The sequence below is a fragment of the Pseudomonas sp. FW300-N2A2 genome (genome assembly GCF_017351735.1).
Lineage (GTDB): Bacteria > Pseudomonadota > Gammaproteobacteria > Pseudomonadales > Pseudomonadaceae > Aquipseudomonas > Aquipseudomonas migulae.
This window is the reverse complement of the sequence record NZ_JACNDU010000013.1, coordinates 1-22,505: the sequence shown is the minus strand read 5'-3', so window position 1 is coordinate 22,505 and position 22,505 is coordinate 1. Positions and strand designations below refer to the sequence as shown.

At 60.6% G+C, this 22,505-nt stretch carries 20 protein-coding genes; 8 read left to right on the top strand and 12 right to left on the bottom strand.

What is annotated here, in order from left to right; translation table 11 throughout:
• Nucleotides 1–11 precede the first annotated feature (11 nt).
• The 5 genes from J4E42_RS17280 to J4E42_RS17260 form a co-directional block, all read right to left on the bottom strand.
• Nucleotides 12–1,829 (bottom strand): ABC transporter ATP-binding protein, encoded by a 1,818-nt coding sequence (locus J4E42_RS17280; protein WP_008040921.1) that lies wholly within the window; start codon nucleotides 1,827–1,829, stop codon nucleotides 12–14.
• Nucleotides 1,822–2,460, bottom strand: a complete 639-nt coding sequence (locus J4E42_RS17275; RefSeq protein WP_008035678.1) for a DsbA family protein — start codon at nucleotides 2,458–2,460, stop codon at nucleotides 1,822–1,824. Before J4E42_RS17275 ends, J4E42_RS17280 begins: the two co-directional genes overlap by 8 nt.
• Nucleotides 2,461–2,463: 3 nt before the next feature.
• A complete protein-coding gene (locus tag J4E42_RS17270; RefSeq protein ID WP_017340054.1) occupies nucleotides 2,464–3,405 on the bottom strand; it encodes a rhodanese-related sulfurtransferase in 942 nt (313 codons plus the stop codon).
• A 184-nt stretch (nucleotides 3,406–3,589) separates the two neighbouring features.
• A complete protein-coding gene (locus J4E42_RS17265) occupies nucleotides 3,590–3,886 on the bottom strand; it encodes a BolA family transcriptional regulator (protein WP_008035680.1) in 297 nt (98 codons plus the stop codon).
• Nucleotides 3,887–3,898: 12 nt separating this feature from the next.
• The gene (locus J4E42_RS17260) at nucleotides 3,899–4,429 is read right to left on the bottom strand and encodes a DUF2059 domain-containing protein (RefSeq protein WP_008035681.1); all 531 of its coding nucleotides are present in this window, start codon (nucleotides 4,427–4,429) and stop codon (nucleotides 3,899–3,901) included.
• Nucleotides 4,430–4,621: 192 nt separating this feature from the next.
• On the opposite strand from J4E42_RS17260, the gene J4E42_RS17255 reads away from it, so the two are divergent.
• Entirely contained in the window at nucleotides 4,622–6,016 is a 1,395-nt protein-coding gene (locus J4E42_RS17255; protein ID WP_032829261.1) for a class II fumarate hydratase, read from the top strand.
• Nucleotides 6,017–6,120: 104 nt separating this feature from the next.
• Here J4E42_RS17255 and J4E42_RS17250 read toward each other — a convergent pair whose 3' ends face one another.
• Complete coding sequence (locus J4E42_RS17250; protein ID WP_207285741.1) at nucleotides 6,121–7,080, bottom strand: DMT family transporter; 960 nt, start codon at nucleotides 7,078–7,080, stop codon at nucleotides 6,121–6,123.
• A 210-nt stretch (nucleotides 7,081–7,290) separates the two neighbouring features.
• On the opposite strand from J4E42_RS17250, the gene J4E42_RS17245 reads away from it, so the two are divergent.
• Nucleotides 7,291–7,485, top strand: a complete 195-nt coding sequence (locus J4E42_RS17245) for a DUF6316 family protein (RefSeq protein WP_207285740.1) — start codon at nucleotides 7,291–7,293, stop codon at nucleotides 7,483–7,485.
• 126 nt (nucleotides 7,486–7,611) lie between these two features.
• Here the strand turns inward: J4E42_RS17245 and J4E42_RS17240 are convergent, their stop codons facing one another.
• Together J4E42_RS17240 and pap are read right to left on the bottom strand one after the other, a co-directional pair.
• On the bottom strand, nucleotides 7,612–8,796 hold the full coding sequence (locus tag J4E42_RS17240) for a thiolase family protein (RefSeq protein ID WP_207285739.1): 1,185 nt from the start codon (nucleotides 8,794–8,796) through the stop codon (nucleotides 7,612–7,614).
• A 101-nt stretch (nucleotides 8,797–8,897) separates the two neighbouring features.
• On the bottom strand, nucleotides 8,898–10,421 hold the full coding sequence (gene pap / locus J4E42_RS17235) for a polyphosphate:AMP phosphotransferase (RefSeq protein ID WP_207285738.1): 1,524 nt from the start codon (nucleotides 10,419–10,421) through the stop codon (nucleotides 8,898–8,900).
• 160 nt (nucleotides 10,422–10,581) lie between these two features.
• Here pap and mnmC point away from each other — a divergent pair, with 160 nt between their 5' ends.
• The 5 genes from mnmC (at nucleotide 10,582) to J4E42_RS17210 (ending at nucleotide 18,075) form a co-directional block, all read left to right on the top strand.
• Nucleotides 10,582–12,561 (top strand): bifunctional tRNA (5-methylaminomethyl-2-thiouridine)(34)-methyltransferase MnmD/FAD-dependent 5-carboxymethylaminomethyl-2-thiouridine(34) oxidoreductase MnmC, encoded by a 1,980-nt coding sequence (gene mnmC, locus J4E42_RS17230; RefSeq protein WP_207285737.1) that lies wholly within the window; start codon nucleotides 10,582–10,584, stop codon nucleotides 12,559–12,561.
• Nucleotides 12,562–12,737: 176 nt separating this feature from the next.
• Nucleotides 12,738–14,510 (top strand): N-acetylglutaminylglutamine amidotransferase, encoded by a 1,773-nt coding sequence (locus J4E42_RS17225; RefSeq protein WP_207285736.1) that lies wholly within the window; start codon nucleotides 12,738–12,740, stop codon nucleotides 14,508–14,510.
• Nucleotides 14,511–14,513: 3 nt separating this feature from the next.
• On the top strand, nucleotides 14,514–16,262 hold the full coding sequence (gene ngg / locus J4E42_RS17220; RefSeq protein WP_207285735.1) for an N-acetylglutaminylglutamine synthetase: 1,749 nt from the start codon (nucleotides 14,514–14,516) through the stop codon (nucleotides 16,260–16,262).
• A gap of 185 nt (nucleotides 16,263–16,447) precedes the next feature.
• Complete coding sequence (locus J4E42_RS17215) at nucleotides 16,448–17,638, top strand: osmoprotectant NAGGN system M42 family peptidase (RefSeq protein WP_008040932.1); 1,191 nt, start codon at nucleotides 16,448–16,450, stop codon at nucleotides 17,636–17,638.
• Between the two features lie 209 nt (nucleotides 17,639–17,847).
• A complete protein-coding gene (locus tag J4E42_RS17210) occupies nucleotides 17,848–18,075 on the top strand; it encodes a YheU family protein (RefSeq protein WP_003199186.1) in 228 nt (75 codons plus the stop codon).
• Between the two features lie 5 nt (nucleotides 18,076–18,080).
• Here J4E42_RS17210 and csrA read toward each other — a convergent pair whose 3' ends face one another.
• The 3 genes from csrA to J4E42_RS17195 all read right to left on the bottom strand — a co-directional run bounded on the left by csrA (nucleotide 18,081) and on the right by J4E42_RS17195 (nucleotide 19,621).
• Entirely contained in the window at nucleotides 18,081–18,266 is a 186-nt protein-coding gene (csrA, locus tag J4E42_RS17205; protein ID WP_207285734.1) for a carbon storage regulator CsrA, read from the bottom strand.
• 142 nt (nucleotides 18,267–18,408) lie between these two features.
• Nucleotides 18,409–18,741, bottom strand: a complete 333-nt coding sequence (locus J4E42_RS17200; protein ID WP_008034549.1) for a YnfA family protein — start codon at nucleotides 18,739–18,741, stop codon at nucleotides 18,409–18,411.
• 64 nt (nucleotides 18,742–18,805) lie between these two features.
• Nucleotides 18,806–19,621 carry an SDR family oxidoreductase gene (locus J4E42_RS17195; RefSeq protein WP_008034550.1) on the bottom strand — a complete coding sequence of 272 codons (816 nt, stop codon included), beginning with the start codon at nucleotides 19,619–19,621 and terminating at the stop codon, nucleotides 18,806–18,808.
• A gap of 278 nt (nucleotides 19,622–19,899) precedes the next feature.
• Between J4E42_RS17195 and J4E42_RS17190 the strand changes: the two genes are divergently transcribed.
• Nucleotides 19,900–20,058 carry a DUF3309 family protein gene (locus J4E42_RS17190; protein WP_174602692.1) on the top strand — a complete coding sequence of 53 codons (159 nt, stop codon included), beginning with the start codon at nucleotides 19,900–19,902 and terminating at the stop codon, nucleotides 20,056–20,058.
• Between the two features lie 59 nt (nucleotides 20,059–20,117).
• Here J4E42_RS17190 and J4E42_RS17185 read toward each other — a convergent pair whose 3' ends face one another.
• Nucleotides 20,118–22,211, bottom strand: a complete 2,094-nt coding sequence (locus tag J4E42_RS17185; RefSeq protein ID WP_207285733.1) for an LTA synthase family protein — start codon at nucleotides 22,209–22,211, stop codon at nucleotides 20,118–20,120.
• Nucleotides 22,212–22,505 lie beyond the last annotated feature (294 nt).

Genomic DNA, 22,505 nt, shown 5'->3' with positions numbered 1-22,505 from the left:
CGCAGCACTGATCAGTGCTGCTGCAAATGCCCGTACAGCTTGGCGTACAAACCACCCTCGGCAATCAATTGCTGATGGTCGCCATCCTCGGCAATTTGCCCGCCATCGAATACCAGCACCCGGTCGGCCTGCTTCACGGCGGACAATCGGTGCGCAATGATCAGCGTGGTGCGGTGGCTCAAGAACCGCGCCAACGCCTGGTGCAGGTTGTATTCGGTGGCGGCATCCAGCGCTGAAGTGGCCTCGTCGAGGATCACCACTTTCGGTTCGGCCAGCACCATCCGAGCAATCGCCAGGCGTTGGCGCTGACCGCCGGACAAGCGCACGCCGGAGCGTCCGACGATGCTGTCCAGGCCGTTGGGCAATTCCCGAACCGTGTTGTGCAGCTGCGCAATTTCCAGCGCCTGCCAGCAGGCTTCGTCACTGCGCTCACGGCCCATGGTCAGGTTGGCGCGGATGGTGTCGTTGAACAGCGCCGGGTGTTGCAGGACCACCGCAACGTTTTCACGCACCGTTTCCAGGCCGATGTCCTGCTGGGTCGAACCGCCGAAGCGAATGGTTCCGGCCAGGGGCGTGTAAAGGCCCAGCAGCAATTGCACCAACGTACTTTTGCCGCCGCCGCTGGCGCCGACAATCGCGACTTTTTCACCGGGAGCGATGGACAGGTTCATCTGGTTCAACACCAGTTCGTCACCGTAACCGAAACTCAATCCCTGGACTTCGATACCCACGGTTTCGCGACCGTTGAACGGATCGACCCCGCCCGGGTACTCAGGCTCATCGGCCCTTGCCAACAACTCATTGATTCGGGACAGCGCACCACCGGCGGCGTAGTAGGCGTATTGCAGATTCAGCAGCTGTTCCACCGGACCGATCATGAACCACAAGTAACTGAACACCGCGAGCATCTGGCCGATGGACAGGTCGGAAAACAACACGGTGAGCATCGCCGCGGCGCGGAAAATATCGATACCGAACTGGAACAGCAAACCGCTGGCCCGGTTTGAGGCATCGGTTTTCCACTGGGAGTTCACCGCGTAATCGCGCACTTCCCGCGCACGTTGGCCGAGGCGCCCGAGGAAAAAACCCTGACGGTTGCCGGCGCGCACTTCCTGGATGGCATCGAGGGTTTCGGTCAACGCTTGAGTGAATCGCGAGGTGCTGTCGTTCTCGAGTTTCTTCAGGTGCTTGACCCGCTTGCCCAGCAGCACCGTGGCATAGATAACCAGCGGGTTGAACAGCATGATCAGCAGCGCCAGCTTCCAGTGCATCCAGATCAGGATGCTCGCGGTGCCGATCAGGGTCAGCATGGCCACGAGGAAACGGCTGAGGGTTTCGCCGACGAATTTGTCCACCGTGTCCAGGTCAGTAACCAGGTGCGTGGTCACCGTGCCGCTGCCCAGGCTTTCGTATTCACCCAGCGAGATGCGCTTGAGGCGCTCGATCAGCCGCAGGCGGATGCGGTACACGATGTCTTTGGCCAGTGCCGCGAACAACTTGGCCTGCACCACGTTGAACAACAAGGCACCGCAGCGCAGCAACAAGGTCACCAGCAGCATCAGGCCGATGTACCCCGCCGCTTTCTGCCAGCCTTCGGGCAGCGCGTGGTTCATGACTTTCAGTGCTGCGTCGCCATGGCCCAGCAGCACTTCGTCCACCAGCAAGGGCAAGAGCAAGGGAATCGGCACGCTGCACAACGTCGCCAGCACGGCCACGCCGTTGGCGATCCACAGGGATTTCTTGTGATGCAGGGCCAGGCGGCGGATTTCCGCCCAGCTCAGACGGTCGACACGTGCAGCGGTTGGGGCGTCGTCAGGCAGATCATGCACAGGCAGCGCGCTCCAGCCAGCGGCCGAGCAGCGGTGACAGTACGCTGAGAGGCTGATAGCCATTGGTCAACAACGCCAATTGACCATCACGCTCTGCCAGCAAGGTGGGGAAACCGGCGATGCCGAGGTCCTGCACCCAAGTGAAATCGGCCGCAGTCGCGGCATGTTGATCGGCGCGGTCGAACGCGGCTGCGAACTCGATGCGCGGCAAACCGGCCTGCTCCGCCAGTTCCACCAGCACACTGGCGTGGGTGACATCGCGCCCTTCTGCGTAAAACGCATGCTGGATCAGACCAAGCAGTTTCCACGCACAATCCGGCGCCAGGCTGCGCGCCGTCACCAACGCCCGACAGGCCGGTTCGGTGTCGTACACAAAGCCGTCGGGCAATGCGCCTTCGATCTTGAACGGTTGACCGGTGGCCTCGGTGACCGCCTGCCAATGTTCAAGAATGTAGCGCCGGGTGGTCGGCTCCAGCGCCGAACCACTGCCGGTGCGCAAACCGCCCACAATCAAATGCACGTCCACACCCGCCGCCTGCGCCTGCTCGACCAACGCATTGGCCACCGGCGCAAAGCCCCAGCACCAGGAACACATCGGGTCCATCACATAGAGCAGGCGGCGTGCAGACATGGTTCAAGCCTCGGAAGGGGTTTGCTTGTAGTTGTAGCCGATCGGGTGCGGCATGTTGCGAGCCTTGGCCAGTTCGATCTGCTTCTGCCGATCGATGGCACTGCGCCGGGTCTTCTCGCTCAGCTTATCCCAGCAATGCGGGCAGCTGATGCCGGCCACATAGTGCTCGGACGCGCGGTCTTCAACACTAACCGGTGTACGACAGGCGTGACATTGATCGTAGTCACCTTCACTGAGGTCATGACGAACGGTCACGCGGTTATCGAACACGAAGCAGTCGCCCTGCCATTTGGTTTCTTCCTGCGGCACCTCTTCGAGGTACTTCAGGATGCCGCCCTTGAGGTGGTAGACCTCATCGAAACCCTGGCTGAGCATGTAGCTCGAAGCCTTTTCACAACGAATGCCGCCGGTGCAGAACATCGCGACTTTCTTGTGCACGGCCGGGTCGAAGTTGGCTTTGATGTAGTCGGGGAATTCGCGAAAACTGGTGGTTTTCGGATCGATGGCGCCTTCGAAGGTGCCGATCGAGACTTCGTAATCGTTGCGGGTGTCGATCAACAGTACTTCCGGATCGCTGATCAGCGCGTTCCAGTTCTCTGGATCAACGTAGGTGCCGACCTTTTTGTTCGGGTCCACGCCTTCGACGCCGAGGGTGACGATTTCTTTCTTGAGTTTGACTTTGGTGCGATAGAACGGCTGCTCGTCGCAGTACGACTCTTTGTGGTCGATGTCGTCCATGCGCGGGTCGTTCTTGAGCCAGGCCATCAGCCCGTCGATGCCTTCACGGCTGCCGGACACGGTGCCGTTGATGCCTTCTTCGGCGATCAGCAGCGTGCCTTTGATGCCGTTGTCGACCATGGCCTGCAGCAGCGGCTCGCGCAGGTCGACGTAGTTTTCCAGGGTGACGAACTTATACAGTGCCGCCACGACAATCTGTTGTGTCATGGGTGATTCTCCAGGTGGCTACCCTCGTAAGGGGTGAACCGGATGCGAAAAAAAACGCGCCGGGTAAGCGGCGCGTTGCGGATTCTAGCAAAAATAAACGCTCCTCTGTAGGAGCCGGCTTGCCGGCGATGGCAATCTCGAGGACGCCATCGCCGGCGAGCCGGCTCCTACAGGGGGCGGGACATCAATGCGAGCCGCCAGCACAGGTCGGCGAGGCCGGAGCCGTGTCGATCTGTGCCCATTCCTCAGGCGTGTAGGTATGCAGCGCCAACGCATGGAACTCGCCCATCAGCTCGCCGAGCGTGCCGTAGACTTTCTGGTGACGCTTGACGCGGTTGAGCCCTTCGAACTGCTGGCTGACCACCACGGCCTTGTAATGGGTCTGCAACCCACGACTGTGCATATGGCTTTCATCTAGCACTTGCAGGTGCTCGGGCTGTAACAGGCCCAGCGTCGATTCGATGCGTTGTTGCATGGTCATACCGAACTCCGCTTAAGGCTTTTTCTTGGCAGCAGGTGCAGCGGCGTTAGCCTTAGGGTCCAGCTCGTTGGTCATGTCAGCCAACAGCTTGTTGACCACTGGCACGGCGCTTTCGAGCTTGGCCTGGGTCATCTGGGCCGATTGCTGGGTCAGCTGCGGCATTTTTTCCAGGACTTTCTTGCCCAGTGGCGACTGGTAGAACGCGACCAGGTCTTTCAGCTCGGATTCGCTGAAGTTGGAGGTGTACAGCTTGACCATGTCCGGCTTCAGCTTGTTCCAGCCAATGGCTTGATCCAGAGCGGCGTTGGCTTTGGCCTGGTAGGTTTCCAGCAAGGCTTTTTTCGATTCAGGGGCTTTGGTCTGTTCAAAGCGCTGAGCGAACATTTGCTGCACTTGCATGTACACCGGAGTGCCCAATTTGTCAGCGTGCGCCAGGGTCAGGAAAGCTTCGGCACTGGCGTTGTGGCTGGCGGTATCGGCAAAAACAGGGCCGCTGGCGCAAACCAGTGCAACCGCGGTACAGATGGCACGAAGACGAGTCATCGAGTTTCCTTTTCTAGCAGGCGAGGTAAAACCCCAAGGGCGTCCATTCTGCGCCTAAAAAAGTGTGTCGCTCAACCCCAAGCCTTGTCGTGCCTGAATTAGAGGGGTTGAATGGTCAAAATACTGACCGATGGAACCACGGCCGGCGATCACGGCCTAAACTGCGCTATCAGACTGACAGGAGTGTGCATGATGAGCCGTATCGAAACCGACAGCCTTGGCCAGGTGGAAGTGCCGGATGAGGCCTACTGGGGCGCTCAGACGCAACGCTCGCTGATTAACTTCGCCATCGGCAACGAGCGCATGCCGCTGGCGGTGCTGCATGGGCTGGCGCTGATCAAGAAAGCCGCGGCGCGGGTCAATGACCGCAACGGCGATCTGCCCGCCGACATCGCCCGGCTGATCGAACAGGCCGCCGACGAAGTGCTCGACGGCAAACACGACGACCAGTTCCCGCTGGTGGTCTGGCAGACCGGCAGCGGCACCCAGAGCAACATGAATGTCAACGAAGTGATCGCCGGGCGCGCCAACGAACTGGCCGGCAACCCGCGTGGCGGCAAGGTGCCGGTGCACCCCAACGATCACGTCAACCGCTCGCAGAGCTCCAACGACTGCTTCCCCACCGCGATGCACATCGCCGCCGCGCAGGCGGTGCAAAACCATTTGCTGCCGGCGATCAGCGAACTGTCGGGCGGTCTGGCCGAGCTGTCCGCGCGACACATGAAGCTGGTGAAGACCGGCCGCACCCACATGATGGATGCGACGCCGATCACCTTCGGCCAGGAACTCTCGGCTTACATCGCGCAACTGGATTACGCCGAACGGGCGATCCGCAGCGCCCTGCCCGATGTGTGTGAACTGGCCCAGGGCGGCACCGCCGTCGGCACCGGGCTGAATTCGCCGCACGGTTTTGGCGAAGCGATTGCCTCCGAGCTGGCTGCGCTCTCCGGCCTGCCGTTTGTCACTGCACCGAACAAATTCGCCGCATTGGCGGGCCATGAGCCGCTGACCACGCTGTCCGGCGCACTGAAAACCCTCGCCGTGACCCTGATGAAAATCGCCAACGACCTGCGCTTGCTGGGTTCCGGGCCACGTGCCGGTTTCGCCGAAGTGAAATTGCCGGCCAACGAACCCGGCAGTTCGATCATGCCCGGCAAGGTCAACCCGACTCAGTGCGAAGCCCTGTCGATGCTCGCATGCCAGGTGTTGGGCAACGACGTGGCCATCGGCTTCGCCGCGAGTCAGGGGCATCTGCAACTGAACGTGTTCAAACCGGTGATCATCCACAACCTGCTGCAATCGATCCGCTTGCTGGGCGATGGCTGCAGCAACTTCCAGCAGCATTGCATTGCCGGCCTGGAGCCGGATGCCGAGAAAATGGCCGAGCATCTGGAGCGTGGGTTGATGCTGGTGACGGCGCTGAACCCGCATATCGGTTACGACAAATCGGCGGAAATTGCCAAGAAGGCCTATGCCGAAGGGCTGACGTTGCGGGAGGCGGCGTTGCAGTTGGGGTATCTGACCGATGAACAGTTTGATGCGTGGGTGCGGCCGGAGAATATGCTGGAGGCTGGGGCCAAGGGCTGAGATTTTTGGCGGCCTTTAGTCAGCCATCGCGAGCAGGCTCACTCCCACAGTTGACCACGTACTCCTGTGGGAGCGAGCCTGCTCGCGATGAACGATAACGCAGATTAACCTGCTGCCATCCGTATGCGCCGTGCCTTGAGCCCCGCAATCAACGAAGGCCCCAACGCCACCAGCGCCGATCCCAGCACCACCAGCACTGCCCCGCCATACCCCAGGCCATTGATCGTTTCGGCATGCACATACTCCGGCCATAACCAGGCCGCCATGGCCACCGCCGCGAACGTCACCAACGGCGTGATCGCCAGCGTCGCACTCACCCGCGACGCCTCCCAGTGCGCCAGAGCTTCGGCAAATGCGCCATACGCAATCAGGGTGTTCATGCAGCACGCCAGCAACAGCCAGCCTTGCAGCGGATTCAGTTGCAGCGCTTCCAGCGGGTGTACCCACGGGGTCAGCAACAACCCGCAGAACAGGTAAATCACCATCATCACCTGCAACGAATTCCACACCGTCAGCAACTGCTTCTGCCCCAGGGCATAGAACGTCCAGACCGTGGACGCCAACAACACCAGCAGCACACCCGCCGTGTAGTCGCTCAGCGAGGTGAACAACTCAACCAGACGCTGGTTGAAAAACAGTCCGAAACCGATCAGCAACACCAGCAGGCCAATCCCCTGCCCCACGCTGAAGCGTTCCTTGAACACAAACAGGCTGGCGATCAGCAACATGATCGGGCCCATCTGCACCACCAATTGCGCCGTGCCAGGACTGAGCAGGTTCAAGCCCATCAAGTACAGGACGTAGTTGCCCACCAGACCGAGCACCGCCATCACCACCAGCCAGCCACCGCGCGGGCCGAGCACTTTGCGGCTCGGCAGGCGTCGGGTCGCTGCCAGGTAAATGAACAGGCAGCCGCCGGACACCATCAGGCGAAACCAGGTCACCGTGACCGGGTCCATCACCAGCAGCACTTGCTTGAGCTTGATCGGCAGGATTCCCCACAAAAACGCAGTCAACAAGGCCAGGAACAGACCATAAACCCAGCGCCCCGATGAAATGTGCATGCGTACCTCAAAGCCAGATGGCAAGAGCCGTCATTCTAGGCTCAGCGGTGCCTGGTACACAGGGACAGTTGGCTGCCGGACGCAAATGAAACTGTGCGGGTCGCAGCAATAAATTGGCGATGTGCCGCTGATCGGCTGGCCAGGCGTTGCAAGTGGTTCATGCATAAGCTCATTGGATCCGCCAACAGCAGCCCCCTTCAGGAGACCGCCATGTACGGCATGCGCGCCCAGGACAACGCCCCCGCCGTGCACTTTCGCAGTGACCGGATGTGTCGGGTGAATGGAGAGTTGTATTTCAGCACCCGGGAAAACACCCTGGAGGGGCCGTTTGAAAACCCAGAGGCGGCTGCGCGGGAGATTGAGGCTTACATCGCGCGGATGCAGGTTCTGAGCGCCCGTCGATAGACCGAGGCGCCTTCATCGCGAGCAGGCTCGCTCCCACAGTGGATCAATGTCGCACACCTGATCCCTGTGGGAGCGAGACCGGCTTGCCGGCGATGGCGATGTAATAATCACCACAAACTTTAAGGTTTACCGCACCGCTTCAAACAACCCGGTCGCGCCCATCCCGCCACCCACGCACATGGTGACGATGCCGTAGCGCAATTTACGTCGCTGCAATTCCCGCACAAGATGCCCGACCTGACGCGACCCGGTCATGCCGAACGGGTGACCGATGGAAATCGAGCCGCCATTGACGTTGTACTTCTCGTTATCGATCCCCAGCCGGTTGCGGCTGTACAGGCATTGCGAGGCGAACGCTTCGTTGAGTTCCCACAGGTCAATGTCGGCCACCTGCAAACCCTTGACCTTGAGCAGCTTCGGCACCGAAAACACCGGGCCGATGCCCATTTCATCCGGTTCGCAGCCCGCTACAGTGAAACCACGGAAGAACGCCTTCGGCTTCAACCCCAGTTCCAGCGCTTTCTCCAGGCTCATCACCAGGGTCATGGACGCACCGTCGGACAGCTGCGACGAGTTGCCCGCCGTCACCGAACCGTCTTCGGCAAATACCGGCTTCAACCCGGCCAGACTTTCCAGGGTCGTGTCCGGACGGTTGCAGTCATCGCGATCAACGACGCCATCGAGGATCTGCACCTGCCCGGTGGCCTTGTCTTCAACCCGATACTTCACCGCCATTGGCACGATTTCGTCGTCGAACAACCCGGCGGCCTGCGCCTGAGCGGTGCGCTGCTGACTTTGCAGGGCGTACAGATCCTGTTCTTCGCGGCTGACGTTGTAACGACGCGCAACGATTTCGGCGGTCTGGCCCATGGGGAAGTAGATGCCCGGCACCTGCTCTTTCAGCAGCGGGTTGATCAGGTTGTCGGTGTTGACGCTTTTCATGGTCAGGCTGATGGATTCGACACCACCGGCGACGATGATGTCGCTGCAGCCCGAAGCGATCTGGTTAGCAGCGATGGCAATCGCCTGCAAGCCCGATGAGCAGAAACGGTTGAGGGTCATGCCGGCGGTGCCGGTGCCCAGGCGCGACAGCACCGCGACGTTGCGACCGATGTTGTAGCCCTGGGCGCCTTCGTTGGAGCCGGCGCCGACGATGCAATCCTCGACGCTGGCCGGGTCGATGCCCGAGCGCGCCAGCAGTGCATTGACGCAGTGGGCCGCCATGTCGTCCGGACGGGTCTGGTTGAACTTGCCGCGAAAGGACTTGGCCAGGCCGGTCCGCACGCTGTCGACGATCACCACTTCACGCATGGCATACCTCATTATTGTTGTCGGTTGAGAGTGGATCGAGCATAAGTCCAGCCGTGACCGGTCGCGACAATCATTCACCCCGCGTATGCGTCACCATCGGCTCAAGTCTTGGGCTTTTTCAGTTTCTTTTCATGCTTGTCGGACTTTTCGAACGCCGCTTCCAGCGCCTGGTTGAGCGTGCGCAAAACCTTGACCCGGGCCCAGCGCTTGTCGTTGGCTTCCACCAGCGTCCAAGGGGAAATTTCGGTGCTGGTACGGTCGACCATGTCGCCGACCGCGCCGCGATAGGCCTCCCACTTATCCCGATTGCGCCAGTCGTCTTCGGTGATTTTGAAGCGCTTGAAGGGGATCTGTTCGCGCTCTTCGAAGCGCTCCAGTTGCGTCTGTTTGTCGATGGCCAGCCAGAACTTGACCACGATCACTCCGGCATCGGCGATCTGCTCTTCGAAGTCGTTGATTTCACCGTAGGCGCGTAGCCAGTCGGCCGGGCTGCAAAAGCCTTCGATACGCTCCACCAGCACCCGGCCATACCAGGAACGGTCGAACACGGTGAATTTGTCCCGTGCCGGAATATGTCGCCAGAATCGCCACAGGTACGGATGCGCCCGCTCTTCTTCAGTGGGCGCAGCAATCGGCACGATGCTGTATTGCCGAGGATCGAGCGCGGCGGCCACCCGGCGGATCGCCCCGCCCTTGCCGGCCGCGTCGTTGCCTTCGAACACGGCGATCAAGGCGTGCCGGCGCATGCGTTTGTCGCGCATCAACCCGGAAAAACGCGCCTGCTCGGTGATCAGTTGTTCTTCGTAGTCTTCCTTTTCCAGGTGTTGGTTCAGGTCGAGGCTGTCGAGCAGGTTCACCAGATCGACACTGCTGGCCAGTGGTGCGGCGCTGACTTTATCCGGGTGAATCTTCGGCCTTTTCAACGCGCCTTGCAGGCCTTCAAGCAGAATCTTGCCGACCGCCAGGCTCCGATAGCGCGGGTCCATCCCGGCGATCACATGCCACGGCGCATAGTCGCGGCTGGTGCGGCGCAGAATGCGTTCGCCATACTTGACGAACCTGTCGTAAGTCTCCGATTGCTGCCAGTCCAGCGGGCTGATGCGCCAGCTGTGCAGCGGGTCGTCGGCCAGGGCCTTGAGGCGGTCCTTCATTTGCTTCTTGGAAAGGTGGAACCAGAACTTGAAGATCAGCGCGCCTTCGTCGCACAACATCTTTTCCAGGCGTTCGGCACCGTTGATGCTCTGATCGAACCGGGGTTCCTTGATCACGCCATGAACCCGGGCCTGCAACATCTGGCTGTACCAGTTACCAAAGAAGATGCCCATGCGGCCCTTGGCCGGAAGCATCCGCCAGTAGCGCCAGGCCGGTGGTCGCGCCAGTTCTTCGTCGGTCTGCTGATCGAACGTGCGGACCTCGATCAGGCGCGGGTCCATCCACTCGTTGAGCAGCTTCACGGTCTCGCCCTTGCCGGCGCCTTCGATGCCGTTGATCAAAATGATCACCGGAAAGCGTTTTTGCTGCTGAAGTTCGAACTGTGCTTCGAGCAGTGCCTCACGCAGCGCCGGCACTTCGGCTTCATAGGTTTCTTTGTCGATGACGTGACCGATTTCAGCAGATTCGAACATGGGGCGGCTCCTTCCAGGATTGAACAAGACTAGCGGATTGACCTCTCCTGCGTGGGAGAAATCCCATTTTCACTGCCTGGCCAGATCTGGACGTTGCCATGGATCAAGCAGCGACTCGGCGATCGGCTAGAATGGTCGCCTTGCCGTTGCCGAGCCTGCCATGAAACCTGTACTGCCCCACGCCCAGCTCGACTGGGACGACCAAGGTCTCCCGCGCTCGCGGGTGTTCGATGATGTGTATTTTTCCAACCTGTCCGGGCTGGACGAAACCCGTTACGTCTTCCTCGAACAGAACGCGTTGCGTGAGCGTTTCGCGGCATTGCCGGTGGACGGAAAACTGGTGATTGGCGAGACCGGTTTTGGTACCGGGTTGAATTTCCTGTGCGCCTGGCAGTTGTTCGAGCAGCACGCGGTGGCCGGTGCGCGGTTACATTTTGTCAGTGTCGAAAAGTACCCGCTGAGCCTGCCCGACCTGCAGCGGGCGCTGGCCTTGTGGCCGGAACTCAAGCCGTTTGCCGATCAACTGTTGGCGCAATACGTGGCGATCCATCAAGGTTTCCAGCGCCTGATCCTGGACCACGGACGCATCACCCTGACGCTGCTGATCGGCGATGTGCTGGAACAGTTGCCACAGCTGGACGCGCAGATCGATGCCTGGTTTCTCGACGGTTTCGCCCCGGCGAAAAACCCCGACATGTGGACCGCCGAACTGTTTGTCGAGCTGGCCCGACTCGCGGCGCCCGGCTCGACGATCAGCACCTTCACCAGCACCGGTTGGGTACGTCGTCTGTTGAATGCCGCAGGCTTCAAGATGAAACGCACGCCCGGCATCGGCCACAAATGGGAAATCCTGCGCGGGGTGTTTCTCGGTTGGCCTGAGGAGGTCACGAAGCCCGTCATGGCAAAACCGTGGTTTGCGCGTCCGGCCCCCCTGACCGGCGAACGTCGGGCCCTGGTGATTGGCGCCGGCCTCGCCGGTTGCGCGACAGCCGCCAGCCTCGCGGCGCGGGGTTGGCAAGTCAGTCTGCTGGAGCGTCACGGGGCACTGGCGCAGGAAGCCTCGGGCAATCCTCAAGGGGTTTTGTACCTCAAGCTTTCCGCCCATGGCACCGCATTATCGCAATTGATCGTCAGCGGCTTCGGCCACACCCGCCGCTTGCTTGAGCAGTTGCATCGAGGTCTCGACTGGGACGACTGCGGCGTGCTGCAACTGGCCTTCAATGCCAAGGAAGCGGAGCGTCAGGCGCAGTTGGCCGCAGCGTTTCCCGAGGACTTGCTGCACACGCTCGATCAAGCGCAGGCCGAAATCCGCGCCGGCATCGCGCTGCAATCGGGTGGCCTGTTCTACCCCGAAGGCGGCTGGGTGCACCCGCCCGCCCTGTGCCAATGGCAAGCGGCGCACCCGAACATACAGATCCTGCCCCATCACGATGTGCTGGAGTTGCGCCGAGCGCACGGACACTGGCAAGCCCTGGATGGCGAAACCGTGCTGGCCGATGCCCCGGTGGTGGTACTGGCCGGGGCTGCCGAGATCAAGCGTTTTAGTTATAGCAGCGAGCTGCCACTCAAACGCATTCGTGGGCAAATCACTCGCCTGCCACAGACGACTGAAAGCCAGGCGCTGGGCACCGTCGTCTGCGCCGAAGGTTATGTCGCGCCAGCTCGTTTGGGTGAACACACCCTGGGCGCCAGTTTTGATTTCAACTCCGATGACCTGACCCCGACCGCTGCCGAACATGCAGGCAATCTGCAAATGCTTGAAGAAATCTCGGTAGACCTGGTCGCTCGGCTCGGCGCAAATGCATTGCAACCTGAAACACTTGAAGGCCGCGCAGCGTTTCGTTGCACCAGCCCGGATTACTTGCCGATTGTCGGCCCACTGGCCGACGGCCAGGCGTTCGCCGACGCCTACAGCGCCTTGAGCAAGGATGCCCGGCAAACCCCGGACATCCCTTGCCCATGGCTGGACGGTTTGTATGTCAACAGCGGCCACGGTTCCCGAGGGTTGATCACCGCGCCGTTGTCAGGCGAATTGCTCGCCGCGTGGCTGGATAACGAACCGCTGCCATTACCAAGAGCCGTGGCCGAGGCGTGTCATCCGAACCGCTTCGCCTTGCGCCGATTGATTCGAGGCAAATGAGGCACCTGGCTACCGGGCATACCAGGTTTTGCACTTAAAGCCTTGGCACGCACCCAACACCTTTATTACTTATCGATCTAAAACTCCCACGATCCCACCGGGTCAGTTTCTGAGTACCTGCCTTTTGGGCGCGGTATCGATTGACCCTCCCCAACGGAAAAACCGGTAAGGACTTTATGTGCGGATTAGCTGGCGAGTTACGCTTTGATCATCAACCTGCAGACCTTGCAGCCATTGAACGAATCACTCATCACCTGGCGCCTCGCGGCCCTGACGCGTGGGGCTTTCACAGCCAGGGGCCGATTGCCCTTGGTCATCGTCGCCTGAAAATCATGGACCTGTCGGACGGCTCGGCGCAGCCGATGGTCGACCATCAACTGGGCCTGTCCCTGGCCTTCAACGGCGCGATCTACAACTTCCCCGAACTGCGTACCGAACTTGAATCCCTCGGTTACGCCTTCTATTCCGGCGGCGACACCGAAGTGCTGCTCAAGGGCTACCACGCCTGGGGCGAAGCGCTGTTGCCCAAGCTCAACGGCATGTTTGCCTTCGCTATCTGGGAGCGTGACGCCAAGCGCCTGTTCATCGCCCGTGACCGTCTCGGCGTGAAGCCGCTGTACCTGTCGCGCACCGGCCAGCGCCTGCGCTTTGCTTCTGCGCTGCCGGCGTTGCTCAAGGGCGGCGATATCAATCCGATCCTCGATCCGGTGGCGCTCAATCATTATCTGAACTTCCACGCGGTGGTCCCGGCGCCGCGCACCTTGCTGGCCGGCATCGAAAAGCTGCCGCCCGCCACCTGGATGCGCATCGAAGCAGACGGCACCACCGAGCAGAAAACCTGGTGGACCCTGCCCTACGGCCCACACGAGGATGAGAAAAATCTGACCCTCGAAGACTGGCGCGACCGCGTACTCGACAGCACCCGCGATGCGGTGGCGATTCGTCAACGGGCAGCGGTGGACGTCGGCGTGTTGCTGTCGGGCGGCGTCGATTCGAGCATGCTCGTCGGTCTGTTGCGGGAGGTCGGCGTAGAAAACCTGTCGACCTTCTCCATCGGTTTCCAGGATGCCGGCGGCGAGCGCGGTGACGAGTTCCAGTATTCGGATCTGATCGCCAGGCATTACGGCACCCAACATCATCAACTGCGCATCGACGAACAAGAGATCATCGAGCAACTGCCCGCCGCCTTCCGCGCGATGAGCGAGCCGATGGTCAGCCATGACTGCATCGCGTTCTATCTGTTGTCCCGCGAAGTGGCCAAGCATTGCAAAGTGGTGCAAAGCGGCCAGGGGGCGGACGAATTGTTCGCCGGTTATCACTGGTATCCGCAGGTCGATGGCGCGGCCGATCCGTACGCGGCGTACCGCGATGCGTTCTTTGATCGCAGCTACGAGGATTACGCCGCCACCGTACAGCCGAAATGGCTGACCGCGAATGACGCCGCCGGCGATTTCGTGAAGGAACATTTCGCACAGCCCGGTGCCGATGCGGCGGTGGACAAAGCCTTGCGTCTGGACAGCACGGTGATGCTGGTGGACGACCCGGTCAAACGCGTCGACAACATGACCATGGCCTGGGGCCTGGAGGCACGCACGCCGTTTCTCGACTATCGCCTGGTGGAATTGTCAGCCCGGGTGCCGGGCAAATTCAAACTGCCGGACGGCGGCAAGCAAGTGCTGAAAGAAGCGGCGCGACTGGTGATTCCGAGCGAAGTCATCGACCGTAAAAAGGGTTACTTCCCGGTGCCGGGTCTCAAGCATTTGCAGGGCGACACGCTGAACTGGGTGCGCGAATTGCTGCTGGACCCGAGCCAGGATCGTGGCCTGTTCAACCCGGCGATGCTCGACCGTTTGCTGACCGATCCACAAGGCCAGTTGACCCCGTTGCGCGGCTCGAAGCTGTGGCAATTGGCGGCGCTGAACCTGTGGCTCAGTGAACAAGGAATCTGATCGATGAAACCTCACGCCACGGCGTACAGCCAACGCTTGTTGCGCGGTCAGGCGCCCTCCTACGAACGCTTGCAGGCACGTCTGGCTGAAGACGGCAGTGAACTGGGAACCGCGCCGATTGCCGTGCATTGCGGCTGGGGCCGGTTGTTGATCGGCCATACGTTCCCCGACCCGGCAAGCCTCGCCCAAGAGTTGTTGAACGAGCAACCGGGCGAACGGGACATCGCCCTCTATGTCGCCGCGCCCCAGCAAGTGCTGGGGCTGGAGCCGGCCCAGTTGTTTCTCGATCCGTCGGACACCTTGCGCTTGTGGTTCAGCGATTACCGACAGGCAACCCGCGTGTTTCGCGGCTTTCGCATTCGTCGTGCGCAAGGCGATGCCGACTGGCAGGCGATCAATCAGTTGTATCAGGCGCGTGGCATGTTGCCGATCGACGCCCGTCTGCTGACCCCGCGTCATCTGGGCGGCCCGGTGTACTGGCTGGCCGAGGACGAGGACAGCGGCGCGGTCATCGGCAGTGTCATGGGCCTCAATCATCACAAGGCGTTCAACGATCCGGAAAACGGCAGCAGCCTCTGGTGCCTGGCGGTCGATCCGCACTGTTCGCGGCCCGGCGTCGGTGAAGTGCTGGTACGGCATTTGATCGAACACTTCATGAGCCGTGGCCTGAGTTACCTGGACCTGTCCGTGCTGCACGACAATCGCCAGGCGAAAAGTCTTTACGCCAAGCTCGGTTTTCGCAACCTGTCGACCTTTGCGATCAAGCGCAAGAACGGCATTAACCAACCGTTGTTTCTCGGCCCCGGTCCTGAGGCCGAGTTCAACCCCTACGCGCGGATCATCGTCGAGGAAGCCCATCGTCGCGGCATTGATGTGCAGGTCGATGATGCCGAGGCCGGGATGTTTACCCTCAGCCACGGCGGACGGCGAGTACGTTGCCGCGAGTCGCTGAGTGACCTGACCAGCGCCATCAGCATGAGCCTGTGCCAGGACAAGAGCCTGACGCACAAAGTGTTGAAGGCGGCCGGTCTGAATCTGCCGAGCCAGCAACTGGCGGGCAACGCCGATGACAACCTGGCGTTTCTCGACGAACACGAGCGGGTGGTGGTCAAGCCGCTGGATGGCGAACAGGGTCAAGGGGTGGCAGTGGATCTGCGGACCATCGAAGACGTCCAGCAAGCCATCGAATCAGCCCGTCAGTTCGACAGCCGCGTGCTGCTGGAAAGCTTTCACGAAGGCCTCGACCTGCGGATTCTGGTGATCGGGTTTGAGGTGGTGGCGGCGGCGATTCGCCGACCGGCCGAAGTGGTGGGCGACGGGCAGCATTCCATCGGTGCGCTGATTGACGCCCAGAGTCGGCGGCGGCAAGCGGCCACCAGCGGTGAAAGCAAAATCCCGCGGGACCACGAGACCGAACGCACGTTGCAGGCAGCGGGTTACGACTACAGCAGCATTCTGCCGGCGGGTGAACATTTGTTCGTACGGCGTACGGCGAATCTTCATACCGGCGGTGTGCTTGAAGATGTCACGGCGATCCTGCATCCCACGCTGGCGGAGGCCGCCGTGCGCGCGGCGCGGGCGCTGGACATTCCGATGGTCGGGCTCGACCTGATGGTGCCTGCGGCGGATCAGGCGCAATACGTGTTTATCGAAGCCAATGAACGCGCCGGCCTGGCCAACCATGAGCCGCAGCCGACGGCCGAGCGGTTTGTGGATCTGTTGTTTCCGCATAGTCAGCCGGCGGTCTCTTAGTGATGTGGTGCCTGAACCGGCCCCTTCGCGGGCAAGCCTCGCTCCTACAGGTTTTGCGTCGTTTGGAATATCGCGCACGACGCTATTCCCTGTAGGAGCGAGGCTTGCCCGCGAAGACGGCCTCACAGACACCGCAAATTACCCTCATCGAAACCATCGATGCGCTCAACTCATCAGGAGTTTCCATGACCCATAAAATCCCGGAACCCGACCTCAACTACCTGCAAAAAGTCCTCCTGGAAATGCTCGCCATTCCGAGCCCGACCGGTTTCACCGACACCATCGTGCGTTACGTCGCCGAGCGGCTTGAAGAGCTGGGCATTCCTTTCGAGATGACTCGCCGCGGCACCATCCGCGCCACGCTTAAAGGCAAGAAAAACAGCCCCGACCGCGCCGTTTCCGCCCACCTCGACACCATCGGCGCCGCCGTTCGCGCAGTGAAAGACAACGGTCGCCTGACCCTGGCGCCAGTCGGCTGCTGGTCCAGCCGATTCGCCGAGGGCAGCCGCGTCAGCCTGTTTACCGACAACGGCGTGATCCGTGGCAGCGTGTTGCCGCTGATGGCGTCCGGGCATGCGTTCAACACGGCGGTGGACGAGATGCCGATCAGCTGGGATCACATCGAACTGCGCCTCGACGCGTACTGCGCGACCCGCGCCGATTGCGATTCCCTGGGGATCAGCGTCGGCGATTTCGTCGCGTTCGACCCGTTGCCGGAGTTCACCGAAAGCGGCCACATCAGCGCCCGGCACCTCGACGACAAGGCCGGCGTTGCTGCGCTGCTGGCGGCACTCAAAGCGATTGTCGACAGTGGCGAAGAGCTGATGATCGACTGTCATCCGCTGTTCACCATCACCGAGGAAACCGGCAGCGGTGCAGCGGCGGCGTTACCGTGGGACGTCAGCGAATTCGTCGGTATCGACATCGCACCGGTCGCGCCCGGCCAGCACTCCAGCGAACATGCGGTCAGCGTGGCGATGCAGGATTCCGGCGGGCCTTATGACTATCACTTGTCGCGGCACTTGCTGCGACTGGCCAGAGACAACGAGTTGCCGGTGCGCCGCGACTTGTTTCGCTACTACTTCAGCGATGCCCATTCGGCGGTCACCGCCGGCCATGACATTCGTACCGCCCTGCTCGCCTTCGGATGCGACGCGACTCACGGCTACGAACGCACCCACATCGACAGCCTCGCGGCGCTCAGTCGCCTGCTCGGCGCCTACATCCTCAGCCCGCCGGTGTTCGCCAGCGATGCGCAACCGGCCAAGGGTTCGCTGGACCGCTTCAGTCATCAGATTGAACATGACACGCAGATGGAAAGCGATACGCGGGTGCCTTCGGTGGATAGTCTGGTGGGGCAGCGGTCGGATAGCTGATCCGGAGTTTTCATTGACTGGACTGACGTCTTCGCGGGCAAGCCTCGCTCCTACAGGTTTCGCGTTGATCACATTACTTCGGATCGACGCAAAGTCTGTAGGAGCGAGGCTTGCCGGCGATGGCGATCTATCAGGCAACACATCAGGTCCAGACTAGCCGCCACCCATCATTCGCCGTAGCATCGCGCCATTGTTTAGCCGAGGTGCCTATGCTGATTCCCCACGACCAACTTGAAGTCGACACCCTGACCCGCCTGATCGAGGATTTCGTGACCCGTGACGGCACCGACAACGGCGATGACACGCCGCTGGAAACCCGCGTATTGCGTGTTCGCCAGGCCCTGACCAAAGGTCAGGCGCTGATTGTCTTCGACCCGGAAAGCGAGCAATGCCAGTTGATGCTCAAGCACGACGTGCCCAAGCATCTGTTCGACTGACGCCTTCATCGCCCTTTGGTTTTTGCCAGTTTGACCTGGATGCGTTTGTAGACTTCGGCACGGTGCACATTGACGTTTTGCGGCGCGTCGACGCCGAAGCGCACCGTGTTGCCGTTGACGGCGACAATACGCACCGAAATGTCGTCACCGATGGAAATCATTTCGCCCACAACGCGGCTGAGTACAAGCATGGCATTCGTCCTTCAGGGTTATCGAACCCTGAAGATGCCCGGCACGCGGCGGGCCTTCAATGCGACGAGGGCAAAACAGTCCCGCCCTACAGCGCAAGGCGAACACCTCCTAAGGAAACGTCTTACAAACCGAGGCTTTGCTTCAGGCAGCGGAAAAACGCGGGCCAAACAGGATGACGCTTGCGCCGATCACACACAGCGCCACGCCGATCCAGTCAGAGCCGAGCGGGCGAATCCGTTCGACCACTGCCAGCCAGCCAATCGACGCAATGATGTAGATGCCACCGTAGGCGGCATAAGCCCGCCCCGCGTAGCTCGCCTCGACACGGGTCAGCAGCAGCGCGAACAAGGTCAGGCTGAGCAGCGCCGGCACCACCCACCAGACGCTTTTGCCTTGGCGCAACCACATCCAGAAGGCAAAGCAGCCGGCGATTTCGAACAGCGCGGCAAGAAAAAACCACAGGTAATTGAGCATGCGAACGTCTCGCGAGGATGACCGATGGCGGCCACCCTAACGGCGACGTTGTGCGCGGGCAAGTTCAGCCTGCGGTCTGTTTGGCCTTGGCGCGCATTTTATCGGCCATGAGGGTCATTTCGTCGTAGAGCAGTTGCGGGTTCTTCTGCTTCAGCGCCCAGGCCATACGGCCCTGTTCGTGGGGCAGGATCATGAATTCGCCGGCGGCGACGTGCTGATAGATGTAGTCGGCAATATCGGCCGCACTAATCGGCGAACTTTCCAGCAACTTGCCAACCTGCGCTTTCATGGCGGGTGTCGGACCACGGAAAGAGTCCAGCAGGTTGGTCTGGAAGAACGACGGGCACACCACATGCACGCCAACTTCCTGGTGCGCCAGTTCGATCAGCAGGCTTTCGGACAACGCCACCACACCGGCCTTGGCCACGTTGTAGTTACTCATCGCCGGGCCTTGCATCAGGGCGGCCATCGACGCGATGTTGATGATCTTGCCTTTGCTTTTTTCCAGCAGCGGCAAGAACGCCTTGCAACCCTTGACCACGCCCATCAGGTTGATCGCGATCTGCCAGTCCCAGTCTTCCAGGGACAGCTCGCTGAAGAACCCGCCCGAGGCGACACCGGCGTTGTTGACGATGACATCGATGCCGCCGAGCTTGACTTCACAGGCTTGGGCGAACGCGGTCAGCTGACTGTAATCGCGCACGTCGCAACGCTGGATAAAGCCATCGCCGCCGGCTTCGCGAACCAGTTTCAGGGTTTCCTGCAGACCGGGTTCGCTGACATCCGACAAAGCCAGTTGCCAGCCTTCACGTGCCCAGCGCAGCGCGATTTCGCGACCCAGGCCCGAGCCCGCGCCAGTGATCATCATGCGATTTTGCATAGCAAACAGCCTTGTTGTTCCGGGGAAGATGCGTCGAGTGTAGCGAAGGACCTTGCCCGACCCACGCTCCATCAGATTGCTGAATGGCGCGAGCAAACCGTGAGCGCGCCTGTATCAACCAGGCCCCTGAAAACGAAATAAGCCTTTCTTCGAAAAACATTAAAAAAACTTGGAATTTTCTTTCAAGTGCACCAGTCGGAATTTACAAGCAGCTCGGGTTTATTGCAGTCCAGCTGACAATTAACACCAGGCAATTTCAGAACACTTCCGACAAGGAAATAGACATGGGCACAATACTAATCATTATTCTGATCCTCCTGCTGGTAGGTGGTCTGCCGGTCTTCCCTCATTCCAGAAGTTGGGGTTATGGCCCGTCGGGTATCATCGGCGTGGTGTTGGTGGTGCTGTTGATTTTGCTGTTACTCGGCAAGATATAAAGATCTGACAGGCAAAAAAAAGAGGCCCTTGAAGGGCCTCTTTTTTATTGCGTCAACGCTTAGTCCGGCTTGCCGTCAACGACACCGGCGGTGTTGTCGATCAGGCTCTTGGTCGCCGTTTGCAGGAACGCTTCGAGCTTGAGTTTCAGCTCGGCAGTGCGAGGTGCATTCGGTACGATCTCGGCGTGAGGTGTCGCGCCCAGTTCGTACTGATACATCTTCGGCTCCATTTCCTTTTCTTTCGGCAAGACCAGAATCTGATCCGCCGTGACAATGGCCGTGGTCTGTTCGCTGCCCGACGGTTTGATCACGCCAAAACCGGTGTCGCCTTCCGGCAGGTCGAGCAGGTCACGCCCCCAGCACTGATGACGCACTTCGCCACCGATGCGACCCATGATGGTCGGTACGATGTCGATCTGCGTGCCTACCGTGTGGTCAAGTTTGCCGAATTTGTCCTGGATGCCCGGTGCGATCATCAGCATCGGCACGTTGAAACGGCCCAGGTCCATTTCGGTGATCTGGCGCTCGTTGCCGAAACCGTGGTCACCGACGATGACAAACAGGGTTTCCTTGAAGTAAGGCTCCTTGCGGGCCTTTTCAAAGAACTGACCGAGCGCCCAGTCCGCGTAACGCATGGCGGTCAAATGCTCGTTCAGGCTGCCACGATCGGTCACGCGCTCGACCGGCAATGGCGTCGGCAAGGCGTATGGCGTGTGGTTGGACAAGGTTTGCAGCAACGCATAGAACGGCTTGCCGTTTTCCCGCGCCTTGAGCTCGACCAGACCACGGTCGAACATGTCCTGGTCGGACACACCCCAGGTCGGATCGGAGAACACCGGGTTGACGAAGTCGTTACGACCAATGAAGTTGGTCATGCCCTGGCTGCTGAAGAAACCCGACTGGTTATCCCAGGCGAAGTCGCCGTTGTAGACGTACACGTCGTCATAGTCGCGGGCGCTGAGCAATTGCGGGAGGCCGGACAGTTTGTGACTGCCTTCCGGGGTCTGCATCAGGTATTCGAAACCCGGCAGGTTCGGGAAGCAGGCCATGGTGGCGAACATACCCTGGTGGGTGTGGGTGCCGTTGGAGAAAAAGCGGTCAAACAGCAGGCCTTCCTTCGACAGCTTGTCGAGGTACGGCGTGATGTTGCCCGGTGCACCGAGGGCGCCGACCGAGTGACCGGCCATGCTTTCCATCAGGATCACGACGACGTTCTTGATCGGCAGAGTCTTGTCGGCCGGCGGCGTGTAATCGCGACGCACCGCTGCGGTCTCGGCATCCACCAGTTTGTCGTTCGGCATCACCAGCATGTCACGCACGATTTGCTGAGCTTGCGGCTGTGGCAGCGTGGCTTTCCAGATGTTGTCGCGATCTTCGGACATCCGGCTCTTGGCTGCCGCAACCAGCGACAATGTGCCGTTGAGGCCCAGCTGGTTGGCGAAGTTGGAGTCGGTGGTGTAGACGTCACCCCAACGCAGTGGCGGGCCTTGGCGCAGAGTGCCGCGAGCCGCGACCACGCAAACCAGCAGGCACACCACGAACACGACAATGCGCGCATACCACGGGGCGATCTGGCGCGTGCCGATGCTGCCGCCGCTGAATGGACCGCGAGGACGGGTCGCGCGGTCGGCGCCCTTGAACGCCAGGGTCAGGATCAACGTGCCCACGCCCCAGGCCAGCAGGTAGCGAACCACCGGGAATCCGTACCAAAGCATGCTCATTACGGTTTTCGGGTCTTCCTTCACGTACTGGAAGACCAGGCCGTTGAGGCGCTGGTGGAACTCGCGGTAGAAGTCCATTTCCATCAGGCCGAGGAACAGCGCGATGCTCGAAGCGATGGTCAGCCAGAAACGGAAGAACCCGCGGGCCGCCATGGCCCGGGCGCTGAACAGCGCCAGCAACAGCGGAATGCTGAGGTAGACCACCAGGCGCAGGTCGAAGCGCAGGCCGTTGGCGAACGCTTCGAAGAAGGTCGAGGCCGGGGTGTCGAGGATCATCTCGCGGTTGTAGACCAGCAGCGCGACGCGCAGCAGGCTGAACATGACCATCATGACCAGGGCACACAGCAGCGTGTAGGCCAGATGCGATTTGACGGTCGGTTGCAGCAGGCGACTAGAAGCTCGCTGCTGACTCAGGGCGTCCGGGATTGCCATGTCGTTTTAGGACCCATTGGAAGTTGAAGTTTCAAAATTACAGCTGCGCCCTGCCCTCTGTTGGCCAGTTCTCGGCCCCGGGGTTTGCGCGGTGCGCAAATGTTGCACGATCAACCGCGGCATTGCCATTGATTACTGATCTGCACGGCTGGCGCGGGCGAATTGTCTTGGAGGCTTTGTGAAAATTTTGTGTAGTGCATATTCGGAAACACAATAAAGTCTTTCAGAGTCCATAAGTTGGGTGTGGGCATATCCGTTTCTTCGGTCACGGCGGCTTATGGTTTCGCCCTTACG

Bases quoted from the DNA above. Each gene is read 5' to 3' on its own strand.
- J4E42_RS17275 (WP_008035678.1), bottom strand. From the start codon at position 2,460: ATGTCTGCACGCCGCCTGCTCTATGTGATGGACCCGATGTGTTCCTGG.
- J4E42_RS17270 (WP_017340054.1), bottom strand. From the start codon at position 3,405: ATGACACAACAGATTGTCGTGGCGGCACTGTATAAGTTCGTCACCCTG.
- J4E42_RS17265 (WP_008035680.1), bottom strand. From the start codon at position 3,886: ATGACCATGCAACAACGCATCGAATCGACGCTGGGCCTGTTACAGCCC.
- J4E42_RS17260 (WP_008035681.1), bottom strand. From the start codon at position 4,429: ATGACTCGTCTTCGTGCCATCTGTACCGCGGTTGCACTGGTTTGCGCC.
- J4E42_RS17255 (WP_032829261.1), top strand. From the start codon at position 4,622: ATGAGCCGTATCGAAACCGACAGCCTTGGCCAGGTGGAAGTGCCGGAT.
- J4E42_RS17250 (WP_207285741.1), bottom strand. From the start codon at position 7,080: ATGCACATTTCATCGGGGCGCTGGGTTTATGGTCTGTTCCTGGCCTTG.
- J4E42_RS17245 (WP_207285740.1), top strand. From the start codon at position 7,291: ATGTACGGCATGCGCGCCCAGGACAACGCCCCCGCCGTGCACTTTCGC.
- J4E42_RS17240 (WP_207285739.1), bottom strand. From the start codon at position 8,796: ATGCGTGAAGTGGTGATCGTCGACAGCGTGCGGACCGGCCTGGCCAAG.
- pap (WP_207285738.1), bottom strand. From the start codon at position 10,421: ATGTTCGAATCTGCTGAAATCGGTCACGTCATCGACAAAGAAACCTAT.
- mnmC (WP_207285737.1), top strand. From the start codon at position 10,582: ATGAAACCTGTACTGCCCCACGCCCAGCTCGACTGGGACGACCAAGGT.
- J4E42_RS17225 (WP_207285736.1), top strand. From the start codon at position 12,738: ATGTGCGGATTAGCTGGCGAGTTACGCTTTGATCATCAACCTGCAGAC.
- ngg (WP_207285735.1), top strand. From the start codon at position 14,514: ATGAAACCTCACGCCACGGCGTACAGCCAACGCTTGTTGCGCGGTCAG.
- J4E42_RS17215 (WP_008040932.1), top strand. From the start codon at position 16,448: ATGACCCATAAAATCCCGGAACCCGACCTCAACTACCTGCAAAAAGTC.
- J4E42_RS17210 (WP_003199186.1), top strand. From the start codon at position 17,848: ATGCTGATTCCCCACGACCAACTTGAAGTCGACACCCTGACCCGCCTG.
- csrA (WP_207285734.1), bottom strand. From the start codon at position 18,266: ATGCTTGTACTCAGCCGCGTTGTGGGCGAAATGATTTCCATCGGTGAC.
- J4E42_RS17200 (WP_008034549.1), bottom strand. From the start codon at position 18,741: ATGCTCAATTACCTGTGGTTTTTTCTTGCCGCGCTGTTCGAAATCGCC.
- J4E42_RS17195 (WP_008034550.1), bottom strand. From the start codon at position 19,621: ATGCAAAATCGCATGATGATCACTGGCGCGGGCTCGGGCCTGGGTCGC.
- J4E42_RS17185 (WP_207285733.1), bottom strand. From the start codon at position 22,211: ATGGCAATCCCGGACGCCCTGAGTCAGCAGCGAGCTTCTAGTCGCCTG.